The organism is Streptomyces millisiae (genome assembly GCF_031845425.1).
Classification (GTDB): Bacteria; Actinomycetota; Actinomycetes; order Streptomycetales; family Streptomycetaceae; genus Streptomyces; species Streptomyces millisiae.
The window spans coordinates 1-10627 of the sequence record NZ_JAVREM010000114.1; the positions used below are offsets into that span (position 1 = coordinate 1).

Annotated in this window: 13 protein-coding genes; 5 read left to right on the forward strand and 8 right to left on the reverse strand. The window is 74.1% G+C overall.

All coding sequences use genetic code 11. From position 1 onward, the window contains the following. Nucleotides 1–37 precede the first annotated feature (37 nt). Together RNC47_RS34810 and RNC47_RS34815 are read right to left on the reverse strand one after the other, a co-directional pair. The gene (locus RNC47_RS34810; RefSeq protein ID WP_311604732.1) at nucleotides 38–880 is read right to left on the reverse strand and encodes a PHP domain-containing protein; all 843 of its coding nucleotides are present in this window, start codon (nucleotides 878–880) and stop codon (nucleotides 38–40) included. Continuing rightward, a complete protein-coding gene (locus RNC47_RS34815; protein WP_311604733.1) occupies nucleotides 880–1353 on the reverse strand; it encodes a MarR family winged helix-turn-helix transcriptional regulator in 474 nt (157 codons plus the stop codon). The genes RNC47_RS34810 and RNC47_RS34815 overlap by 1 nt, the downstream gene beginning before the upstream one ends. Before the next feature lie 125 nt (nucleotides 1354–1478). Between RNC47_RS34815 and RNC47_RS34820 the strand changes: the two genes are divergently transcribed. Next, nucleotides 1479–2708, forward strand: a complete 1230-nt coding sequence (locus RNC47_RS34820) for an MFS transporter (protein WP_311604735.1) — start codon at nucleotides 1479–1481, stop codon at nucleotides 2706–2708. Here RNC47_RS34820 and RNC47_RS34825 read toward each other — a convergent pair. From RNC47_RS34825 to RNC47_RS34850, 6 genes are all read right to left on the reverse strand, one after another. Continuing rightward, on the reverse strand, nucleotides 2698–3336 hold the full coding sequence (locus tag RNC47_RS34825) for a DUF6758 family protein (RefSeq protein WP_311604737.1): 639 nt from the start codon (nucleotides 3334–3336) through the stop codon (nucleotides 2698–2700). The two genes, RNC47_RS34820 and RNC47_RS34825, sit on opposite strands and share 11 nt — an antisense overlap. 34 nt (nucleotides 3337–3370) lie before the next feature. Continuing rightward, entirely contained in the window at nucleotides 3371–3976 is a 606-nt protein-coding gene (locus RNC47_RS34830; protein WP_311604738.1) for a suppressor of fused domain protein, read from the reverse strand. Further along, nucleotides 3973–4110: a hypothetical protein gene (locus RNC47_RS34835; RefSeq protein ID WP_311604739.1), complete on the reverse strand. Its 138-nt coding sequence runs from the start codon at nucleotides 4108–4110 to the stop codon at nucleotides 3973–3975. The genes RNC47_RS34830 and RNC47_RS34835 overlap by 4 nt, the downstream gene beginning before the upstream one ends. A 53-nt stretch (nucleotides 4111–4163) precedes the next feature. Next, nucleotides 4164–4391 carry a DUF3107 domain-containing protein gene (locus tag RNC47_RS34840; RefSeq protein WP_311604740.1) on the reverse strand — a complete coding sequence of 76 codons (228 nt, stop codon included), beginning with the start codon at nucleotides 4389–4391 and terminating at the stop codon, nucleotides 4164–4166. Between the two features lie 113 nt (nucleotides 4392–4504). After that, a complete protein-coding gene (locus RNC47_RS34845) occupies nucleotides 4505–5131 on the reverse strand; it encodes a TetR/AcrR family transcriptional regulator (protein ID WP_311604742.1) in 627 nt (208 codons plus the stop codon). Between the two features lie 214 nt (nucleotides 5132–5345). Continuing rightward, nucleotides 5346–5588: a hypothetical protein gene (locus RNC47_RS34850; protein ID WP_311604744.1), complete on the reverse strand. Its 243-nt coding sequence runs from the start codon at nucleotides 5586–5588 to the stop codon at nucleotides 5346–5348. Between the two features lie 147 nt (nucleotides 5589–5735). Between RNC47_RS34850 and RNC47_RS34855 the strand changes: the two genes are divergently transcribed. The 4 genes from RNC47_RS34855 (at nucleotide 5736) to moeZ (ending at nucleotide 10533) form a co-directional block, all read left to right on the forward strand. Then, the gene (locus RNC47_RS34855; RefSeq protein WP_311604745.1) at nucleotides 5736–6725 is read left to right on the forward strand and encodes an alpha/beta fold hydrolase; all 990 of its coding nucleotides are present in this window, start codon (nucleotides 5736–5738) and stop codon (nucleotides 6723–6725) included. 436 nt (nucleotides 6726–7161) lie between these two features. Beyond that, nucleotides 7162–7983 (forward strand): DUF3152 domain-containing protein, encoded by an 822-nt coding sequence (locus RNC47_RS34860; protein WP_311604747.1) that lies wholly within the window; start codon nucleotides 7162–7164, stop codon nucleotides 7981–7983. 286 nt (nucleotides 7984–8269) lie between these two features. Beyond that, nucleotides 8270–9220 (forward strand): NAD-dependent epimerase/dehydratase family protein, encoded by a 951-nt coding sequence (locus RNC47_RS34865; protein WP_311604749.1) that lies wholly within the window; start codon nucleotides 8270–8272, stop codon nucleotides 9218–9220. A gap of 134 nt (nucleotides 9221–9354) precedes the next feature. Continuing rightward, nucleotides 9355–10533 (forward strand): adenylyltransferase/sulfurtransferase MoeZ, encoded by a 1179-nt coding sequence (moeZ, locus tag RNC47_RS34870; protein ID WP_311604751.1) that lies wholly within the window; start codon nucleotides 9355–9357, stop codon nucleotides 10531–10533. Nucleotides 10534–10627: the final 94 nt, after the last annotated feature.

The following is a 10627-nucleotide window of genomic DNA, read 5'->3' on the forward strand; positions in this document are numbered from 1 at the left end:
CGGCTGCGCCGCCCGACCATGGCGCCTGCGGCGCCGCTCAGCCGCGTAGCGGCCGCGTCCCGGTGGCGCGCGCCACGAGCGCCTCGTAGACGTCGGGGGACGTCGTGTGCTCGCCGAGCCGGCACGGCTTGCGGTCGCCGTGGTAGTCGCTGGAGCCCGTGGTCAGGAGGCCGAGGTCGGTGGCCAGGGAGTGGAGCCGGACGCGCGTGTCGGTGTCGTGGTCGATGTGGTCCACCTCGACGCCGTCGAGGCCGGCCGCGGCGAGTCGGGCGATCGCGTCCTCGGAGACGACCCGGCCGCGCTTGGCGGCGAGCGGGTGGGCGAAGACGGCGACACCGCCGGCCGCGTGGATCAGGCGGATCGCCTCGAAGGCGTCCAGTTCGTGCTTGCCGACGTGGGCCCGGCCGCCGTCGCCGATCCACTCGGCGGTGAACGCGGCCGAGACGTCCTCGATGACGCCCGCCTCCACCATGGCGGCCGCGATGTGCGGGCGGCCCACCGAGCCCTCGGCCAGTTCGCGGACCCGTTCCCAGGTGATCGGCACGCCGAGGTCGCGCAGCCGCGCCACCATGCCCTGGGCGCGCGGCACCCGGTCGTCCCGCAGCAGGTCGCGTTCGCGCGCGAAGGCCGGTTCCTCGGGGTCGAAGAGGTAGCCGAGCATGTGCAGGCTGATGCCGTCCAGGCGGCAGGAGATCTCCGCGCCGGTGACCAGCGTCAGCCCGGACGGCAGCGCGGCCGTCGCCGCGGCGTGTCCGGCGACCGTGTCGTGGTCGGTGAGTGCCACGACGTGCAGCCCGGAGGCCGCCGCCTCGCGCACGAGGTCGGCGGGGGAGTCGGTGCCGTCGGAGGCCGTGGAGTGGGCGTGCAGATCGATGCGCATCAGCTCAGGGTAGGAGGCCCGGCCGGGGGCGCCGTGGGCTGGAGGGTGCGGACGGCGGCGACCAGGGGGGCGAGTTCGGGGCGCCGCTCGGCGAGGTCCAGCGCCTCGCGGAGCGCCGTCTCGTTGGTGGGGCGGGCCTCGTCCAGCAGCCGGCGGCCGGCCTCCGTGACGTCGGTGTAGATGCCGCGGCGGTCGGTCGGGCAGAGGTAGCGGGTGAGCAGGCCGCGGTCCTCCAGGCGGTTGACGAGGCGGGTGGTGGCGCTCTGGCTGAGCACCACGGCGTCGGCGAGCTCGTTCATCCGGAAGTGGCCGCCGTCGCCCTCGTGCTGTCGGCTGAGCACGTCGAGCACCGAGTACTCGCGGACGCTGAGGCCGTGACCCGCCTGGAGGGCGCGCTCGATGTGCGCCTCGATGCGGTCGTGCAGCGCGGACAGCGCGCACCACCCCTGGGCCAGACCCGGCTCGGTACGCATCGCCTCTCCTTCCGTTCCGGCCAGCATAGCCCTGCACCGCGATAGACGGCGTTTGCAAGTAATCGGCGTCTGCAACTATTGTCCAAGCCGACAGGAGTCGTACGCAAGAAAAGGGAGGGCTCCTCATGCCCATCGCGCTCCTGGCGCTGGCCATCGGGGCATTCGGGATCGGCACCACCGAGTTCGTGGTGACCGGCCTGCTGCCGGAGTTCGAGGCCGAGTTCGGCGTCTCCACACCCACCGCGGGCTTCACCGCCTCCGGCTACGCGCTCGGCGTCCTGGTCGGGGCGCCGCTGATCGCGGTACTCGGCGGGGCGACGGCCCGCAAACGGCTGCTGATGGTGATGATGGCGCTGTTCACGGTGGGCAACGCGCTGTCGGCCGTGGCTCCCGAGTTCTGGGTGCTGCTGGTCGGCCGGGTGGTCTCGTCCCTCGCGCACGGCGCCTTCTTCGGGGTCGGCTCCGTGGTGGCGGCGCGGCTGGTGGCGCCGGAGCGGCGGGCGAGCGCGATCGCGCTGATGTTCACCGGGCTGACGATCGCCAACGTCGTGGGCGTGCCGGCCGGCACCCTGCTCGGCCAGCAGGTCAGCTGGCGGCTCACGTTCGCGGTCATCGCGGTGATCGGCGTGCTGGCGCTGACCGGCGTCGCGGCCCTGGTGCCGGCCGGCGCCGGCGAGGACCCGGGGGGCGCGGGCGGGCCGCGCGGCGTCCGCCGCGAGTTCGCCGCGTTCCGCGACGCCCAGGTGCTGCTCGCGATGGCCATGACCGTGCTGGGCTTCGGCGGCGTGTTCGCGGCCATCACCTACATCGCGCCGATGATGACGGACGCGGCCGGGTACGCCGAATCCAGCGTGACCTGGCTGCTGGTGCTGCTCGGCCTGGGGATGGTGATCGGCAACCTGGTGGGCGGCCGGTACGCGGACCGGGCGCCGACCGGGCTGCTGTACGTCTCGCTGGCCGCGCTCGCCGTGGTGCTCGCCCTGTTCACCCTGACCGCGCACGACAGGCTCGGCGCCGCCGTGACGCTGCCGCTGATCGGCGCGTTCGGCTTCGCCACGGTGCCGCCGCTGCAGAAGCGGATCCTGGACAACGCGGCGGACGCGCCGACCCTCGCCTCCGCCGTCAACATCGGTGCCTTCAACCTGGGCAACGCGCTCGCCGCCTGGCTCGGCGGCCTGGTCCTGTCCGCCGGCGGCGGGCCGACCATGCCGAACCTGGTGGGCGCCGCCATGGCCGCGAGCGCGCTGGCGCTCGCCGTGCTCGGCTCGACGCTCGACCGCGGGCACCGGCGCCGGCGCCCGGTCGGCGTCGGCGACCACCGGGTAGCGCGTCCCGATCCGGTGACTACGACATGATCCGCGGCGAGAGCGCCCCGCAGGGCACCAGGTCCAGCTCGGAGCCGGCGTCACGCAGATCGGTCAGCACCAGCTCGTCGTACATCAGGACCCCGGCCTGCTCGGGCCACAGCACCGCCCACAGCCACAGGCCCATCGCCTCGCCGGCGAAGACCGCGCGGTCGGCCGGCGCGTCCGCGACCTGCCACAGCGGGGTGGGGTGGCCGGCGGCGAGCACCTTGACCTGCGGGGAGTCGTCGAGCGGCAGCCGGGGCCCCGGGTCGGGTCCCGCGACGCCCGCGAAACGGGCGCCGAGGCCGACGCCGAGCTCCTCGGCGATCAGCAGCATCTCGCCAGGGCCGCCGAGCGGTCCCGGGCCCGAGCAGGCCACCGCGGAGGCCCGGCCGCCGGCGCGGTCGTCCCCGGCGCTGGTCACGCCCGTGAAGAGCCAGCCGACCGGCAGCGGCCACGGCATCCACACCGGGACCCGGGCGCGGTTCACGACCACCGTGAGGGCGTTGACGCTGGGCGGGACGACGGGCTGGACCGGATGGACGGGCCCGTGACCGGCGCACTGCCAGGAGTCGGCGAAGAGTCCTGGTGCTCGGACCCGTCCGCCGCACTTCGGGCAACTGGGTTCGCCCCTCATAGGGACCAACGGTCCCTCTGCCCCGCCCCATCCGTCAAGGCGTGTCCCCCGACCGTGGGAGGCCGGCCCGACGCGGGTCGAGCGGGTCGACACCGAGCTCCCGCCACCGCTCGATCAGGGCGGAGGCGCCCCGCGCGCGTTTCCACGCCGCCTCGTTCCGGGTCAGCGGCAGCACTGGCAGGAAGCGGACAGGATCGCGCGGCGCCGGCAGTTCGAGCTCCGGCACGGTGTCGTCCGGCTCGCCGAGCAGCACGGAGGTGAAGGGCGCCCCCGGCCACAGCGGCTGACCCAGGTCGAGCGAGCCGCCGGGGGCCGCGACCACGCCTTCCACCTGTGGGCTGGCGGCCACCGTGGCCAGCGCGCGCGGCACCCCGTCGACCGCGGGATCGCCGGCGCGCACGGTGAGCAGCAACTCGGCGCGCGGGCCGCGCTCGGGGTCGGCGACGACGGCCGTGGGGTCGGCCATCGGAGCGGCCGCCATGCCGAGCGTGGCGTAGCGCACCAGGCCGCCCGCCGGGTCCGGGAAGCGCAGCACCTCGATCCGCTCGGCGCCGAGGAACGTCACGGCGGCCCGGCCGTCGGGCTCGCCCAGGGCGGCCCGCAGCCGCTCCTCGACGAGCGCGAGCACCTCGCCGCTCACCGGCGCTCCCCGCGGATCACCAGGGCGAGCCCGACCAGGATCACGGCCAGCGCCGGGTAGGCGGCGGCCGGCGTGAACGCGGCCGCCCGCGGTCCGCCGGCGTCGGTCCCGGACCGTGCGCGTGCGCTGATCACCTCGGTCCCTCCCCTGGGGACGGTGGCCGGAGGCCGGCCACCGTCCGGCGACGTCAGAGGGCGCCGAAGCCGACCCGGCGGGCGGCCTGCACGCCGATCTCCACGTAGGCGATCCGGTTCGAGGGCACCAGGACCTTGCGGCCACGCTCGTCGACCAGCGACAGCAGCTGGTTCTCGGAGGCCAGGGCCTCGGCCACGGCCCGCTCCACCTCCTCGGCAGACTGCCCGCTCTCGAGAACGATCTCGCGCGGCGTGTGCTGAACGCCGATCTTGATCTCCACGGCTTGTCCCTCCGCTGATCCGTTAGCTCGTCACAGGTTATCCGCGCGTGGAGGTGCCCCGGACGCGGCCGGCCACGCCCAGAGCGAACACCGGATCAGCCGGGTGCCGGCCGTCAGTTCTGCTTGGGGAAGCCGGCGATGCCCCGCCAGGCCAGGGCGGCCGTCAGGTTCTTCGCCGTCTCGCGCGGGATGCCGCGCCCGGAGCTCAGCCAGTGGCGGGCGGTGATCTGCGCGAGCCCGCAGAGGCTCACCGCCAGCAGCATCGACTGGTCCTCCGGCAGGTCGGTGTCCTCGGAGATCAGCGGGCTGACGAGCTTGGCGCAGTCGAGCGAGACCTGGTCGACACGCTCCCGCACCGAGGGCTCGTTGGTCAGGTCCGACTCGAAGACCAGCCGGAACGCGCCGCCCTCGTGCTCCACATAGGAGAAGTAGGCGTCCATGGTGGCGGCGATCCGCTGCTTGTTGTCGTTGGTGGACGCCAGCGCCCGGCGCACCGCCTGGACCAGCGCCTCGCAGTGCTGGTCGAGCAGCGCCAGGTACAGCTCGAGCTTGCCGGGGAAGTGCTGGTACAGCACGGGCTTGCTGACCCCGGCGCGGACGGCGATGTCGTCCATCGCCGCGGCGTGGTAACCCTGGGCGACGAAGACCTCCTGGGCGGCGCCCAGCAGCTGGTTGCGCCGGGCCCGGCGCGGCAGGCGGGTGCCGCGGGGGCGTGCCTCGGTCTGCTCTGTGGCTGTCACGCCGCCTCCCGGTGGTCGTGTGTGCGTGTGGTGCCGCTCGTGCTCTTCGTACCGCGTTCCGTCTGTCGCGCCGTCGCGTACTGGTGCTCGTACTCGTGCGTACTGCCGTCATCGTACGGTCGTGTGGTCGCGCAGCGTGCATCGTGAGGGCAGGATTTCACTCTGCGGACACCGGTCGCGGGCGCCGCCACCGACCCGGGGCGCGGTCGGCCGCTCAGCGCGGGTCCTCGCGGTAGTCGTCGTCGCCCGGGTCGACCACCCGGGCCTGCTCGGCCGCGTCCGCCGGGTCGGCCTCCGGCTCGCCGCGCTCGGCGAGCGGCGTGTCGCGCAGCCTGAGCAGCTCGAGACGCTGCTCGGCGACGTCGCCCTCGGCGGCCTCCTCGTCGAGCTCCTCCTCGTACTCCACGGACTCCGGGTACTCGTCGAAGGACTCCGGTTCTGTCGGGTCCTGCCGCATGGCTCACCACCTCCGGCTCTCGGGTGGGCACCCCTCCACCCTAGGCGGGCGGGCGGGGAGAGGCGAACCGGGATGTGACGCCGGACACAGGACCAAGGTCCCACTGGTGCGTGTGTGCGAGCGTGACGGGCTCGTAATATTGCGCCCATGCCATCCACGGAAGAGCAGCGAGCCGAGGCGGCGCTCGCCGCCGCGGAGGGCTGGCCAGGGGTGCGGGACGGGGAGACCATCCGCACCACCGACGTCCCAGGGATGACGCTCGCGGTGCGCCGCCGCGCCGGCGGCGTCGACGGCCTCGAACCGGCCCTCCTGGTGCACGGCCTCGGCGGCTCGTCCCGCAACTGGTCCGCGCTGATGGAGCAGTTGACCGCCGACGTCGAGTGCGAGGCGATCGACCTGCCGGGCTTCGGCGCCTCGCCGCCGCCCCCGACCCGCGACTACTCCGTCTACGGGCACGCGCGCGCCGTCATCCGGCTGCTGGACGCCGGCGGCCGCGCCCCGGTGCACCTCTTCGGCAACTCGCTCGGCGGCGCCGTCGTCACCCGGGTCGCCGCGCTCCGCCCGGACCTCGTCCGCACCCTCACGCTGATCGCGCCGGCCATGCCGGAGCGGCTGCCGCGGCTCACCTCCATCCCCACCGGACTCGTCGGCCTGCCCGGCGCGACCCGACTGCTGCGCTGGGCGACCCGCGACCAGCCGCCGGGCCGGCGCGCCCGCGAGGTGCTGCGTCTGGTGTACGGGAACCCGGAGCGGATAACTCCCCTGGAGTTCGCCATGGCCGAGGCCGAGATGGAGCGCAGGCAGGGCCTCCCCTACTTCTGGGAGTCGCTCGGCCGCAGCACCCGCGGCCTGCTCAACGCCTACACCCTCGGCGGCCAGCACTCGCTGTGGCGGCAGGCGGAGCGGGTGCTGGCGCCGACCCTCCTCGTCTACGGCGCCCGCGACCGGCTGGTCGGCGTCGCCAGCGCCAGGCGGGCCAGCCGCGCATTCGGGTTCTCCCGGCTCGTCGTGCTGCCGGAGGCCGGTCATGTGGCCATGATGGAGTTCCCGGCCGAGGTGGCCGGTGCGTTCCGGGAGTTCCTCACCGAGGCGGCCGTGGCCGCGGGCGACCGAGGGGAGGCCGATGGACGCCCGTGACGCCGCCGGGCCCCGCCTGGGGCCGGCGACAGGACCGCGCCAGGAGTATCTCGATGCCTTCGACGCCCCCGAGGCCCCCAGAGCGGGGCGACCCATCCCAGGGCAGCGCGCGGCGGGCCGGGCCGCGGCCCGACGAGTGGGGCTGGCAGCCGAGGCCGGGCCGGGGACCGGGGACGACCGAGGTGCGGGAGGTCCGGGGAGGACCGGCGGCGCGGGGCGGTCACCGGGCCGGGGGAGGCCAGAACGGTCAGGAGACGACGGGGACTCGGGACGCCCGGGGAGTGACGGGTCCGGTCGGCAGGACGGGCCGGAGCAGGGCGAGCCGGCGCGGCGCACGGCGTCGTCCGGGCGTCATGGCCGGCCGCGCGAGCGGCGGCGTGGGCTCGGGGATAGCCGGGGCGAGCGCCGCGCGGGCTGGGGGCGCACCCTCACCGGCGTGGCGGCCGCCGCCGTCGTGACCGTGCTCACCGTCGTCGTCGGGACCGACCTGACGGGCGGCTCAGGCCGGTCGGACACCGTCGGCCCGCTGCTCGACACCGAACCCGACACGGCGCGGCCCGACGCGGGCCGGGGCGGCGGCGAGGACGACCCGGCCGACCCCGACCGGCACGGCGAGTCGCCCTCGGGCTCGGTCGAGGAGGAGCCGGCCGAGCCGACCTTCGAGGAACAGCTCGCCACCATGGTCGAGTTCGACCCGGAGCTGACCGGCTCCGGGGAGTTGGTCCCGGTGGGCGGCAGCGCCCCGGCGGGGGACCCGACCGCCACCACCCAGGTGCGCTACCGGGTGGACGTCGAGGACGGCCTCGGTCTCGACCCGGAGTTCTTCGCCGAGGTGGTCCACCGCACGCTCAACGACCCGCGCGGCTGGGGCAACGGCGGCGAGCGCTCGTTCGCCCGGGTGTCGGCCGGCGAGTACGACTTCGTGGTCACCCTCGCCAGCCCCGGCACCGCGGCCGAGTGGTGCGCGCTCTCCGGCCTCGACATCACCGAGGACAACGTCTCCTGCAACTCGTCCAACACCGAGCGCGTGATCATCAACGCCTGGCGCTGGGCGCAGGGCTCCGAGACCTACGGCGAGGACATCGCCGCCTACCGGCAGATGCTGGTCAACCACGAGGTGGGGCACCGGCTCGGCTACGGCCATGTGGTCTGCCCGGGCGAGGGCGAGCTGGCCCCGGTGATGATGCAGCAGACCAAGTTCCTGGAGACGGACGGCGTGACCTGCCGCCCCAACCCGTGGCCGCACCCGGAGAGCTGAGCCCTTCCCGCCCAGGCCGGCCTCGCGGGTGCTTCCCGCCGTTCGCCGTTGTGGTGTAACGACGCCACTCCCCGCGACGTCACGAAACTTCACCCCTTCTGATGGTGCGGCGGACATCCGTCCGTCGTGAGGTGCACAAGTAGACATACCGTCTCTCCGTCATGGGACCGACGGGAGAAGGGGGTGCACCGGTGCACGCCGCGCGTGGGGCCAGGCGGACCGTTTCGCCACCCCCGTTCCGTCCCGGCCCACCAAGATCATGTTCACACGCAAGGAGCACAGACCGATGAGAGTGCTGCTTCTCGGCGCGGGTGGGTACCTGGGCCGGTTCGTCGCCGACCGGCTGCTCGCCGATCCCGCCGTGCAGCTGACCGCCCTCGGGCGTGGCGACGACGCGGACGTCCGCTTCGACCTCTCCACCGGCAGCCCGGGCGCGCTCACCCGATTCCTGGACGCCGTGCACCCCGGGGTGGTGATCAACTGCGCGGGCGCGATCCGGGGCACCGCGAGCGAGCTGACCAGGCACAACACGGTCGCCACCGCCACCCTCTGCGAGTCGCTGCGGCGCAGCGGCTGCCGGGCCCGGCTGGTCCACATCGGCTGCGCCGCCGAGTACGGGCCCTCGCAGAACGGCTCGTCCATCGCCGAGGACGCCGTCGCCCGCCCCGGCGGCCCCTACGGCGTCAGCAAGCTCGCCGCCACCGAGCTGGTGCTCGGCTCCGGGCTCGACGCCATCGTGCTGCGGGTCTTCTCGCCGACCGGCCCGGGCACCCCGGCCGGCTCGCCGCTCGGCCGGCTCGCCGACTCGCTGCGCCGCGCCATGCAGCACGGCGACAGCGAGCTCAAGCTCGGCGGCCTCGCGGTGCAGCGCGACTTCGTCGACGTGCGCGACGTGGCGCGCGCCGTGCACGCCGCCACGCTCTCGGCGGCCCAGGGCGTGGTCAACATCGGCACCGGGCACGCGGTCCGGCTTCGCGAGGCGGCGGCGGCGCTGGCCAGGATCTCCGGCTACGCCGGCACCCTGCACGAGCTGGAGGGCCCGCCGCCGCCCCGGCAGTCCCCGGAGACCGTCGGCGGCCAGCACCCGCTGCCGGCCGTCGGCCCCTACCCGGACGGCTGCGGCCCGTGGCAGCAGGCGGACGTGCGCACGGCGCGCGACCGGCTCGGCTGGCGGGCCAGGATCAGCCTGGAGGAGTCGCTCGCCGACATCTGGATGGAGGCCGCCTGCCGGATGTGAGGGGGCGGACGGCGCCCGGGCGCCGGCGTCCTCCGGCCCCGGTGCCCGGAGTGTGGAATCGGTGTCTCGGAATCAACCGGGGCGTGGCAGTGTTGAGGGACGAAAGACCGTGTCCCTAGACCTACGGAGTCCCCGTGTCGCTGCCACCCCTGGTAGAGCCGGCCGCCGAGCTCACCGTCGATGAGGTCCGCAGGTACTCCCGCCACCTGATCATCCCGGACGTCGGGATGGACGGGCAGAAGCGGCTGAAGAACGCCAAGGTGCTCGCCGTGGGCGCGGGCGGCCTCGGCTCACCGGCGCTGATGTACCTCGCGGCGGCCGGGGTCGGCACCCTGGGCATCGTCGAGTTCGACGTCGTCGACGAGTCGAACCTGCAGCGGCAGATCATCCACAGCCAGGCGGACATCGGCAAGTCCAAGGCGCTGTCGGCCAAGGAGACGGTGCAGGGCATCAACCCCTACGTCCAGGTCAACATCCACGAGGAGCGGCTCGACTCGTCCAACGTGCTGGAGCTCTTCGCCCAGTACGACCTGATCGTGGACGGCACGGACAACTTCGCCACGCGGTACCTCGTCAACGACGCCTGCGTGCTGCTGAACAAGCCGTACGTCTGGGGCTCCATCTACCGCTTCGACGGCCAGGCCTCCGTCTTCTGGTCCGAGCACGGCCCGTGCTACCGCTGCCTCTACCCGGAGCCGCCGCCGCCCGGCATGGTGCCGAGCTGCGCCGAGGGCGGGGTGCTCGGCGTGCTCTGCGCGTCGATCGGCTCGATCCAGGTGACGGAGGCCATCAAGGTGCTGACCGGCACCGGCGAACCGCTGGTCGGCCGGCTGATGATCTACGACGCCCTGGAGATGACCTACCGGCAGGTCAAGGTCCGCAAGGACCCGGGCTGCGCGGTCTGCGGCGAGAACCCGACGGTCACCGAGCTCATCGACTACGAGGCGTTCTGTGGCGTCGTCTCCGACGAGGCGCAGGCGGCCGCCAAGGACTCGACGATCACGCCGCGGCAGTTGAAGGAGTGGATCGACTCCGACGAGAAGATCGACATCATCGACGTCCGCGAGCCGAACGAGTACGAGATCGTCTCCATCCCGGGCGCGCGGCTGATCCCAAAGAACGAGTTCCTGCTGGGCAACGCGCTGAGCGACCTGCCGCAGGACCGGCGGATCGTGCTGCACTGCAAGACGGGCGTGCGGTCGGCCGAGGTGCTGGCGGTCCTGAAGGACGCGGGCTTCTCGGACGCGGTCCACGTCGGCGGCGGCGTCATCGGCTGGGTCAACCAGATCGAACCGGAGAAGCCGGTCTACTGACGGCCGGGGGCGGCGGCCGCCGGCCCGGGCCGCGCCCACCCACCCGCCCTTGGCAGGTGGCCTCGCGCGGCACGGCCCTCCGGGCCGGTGGCCC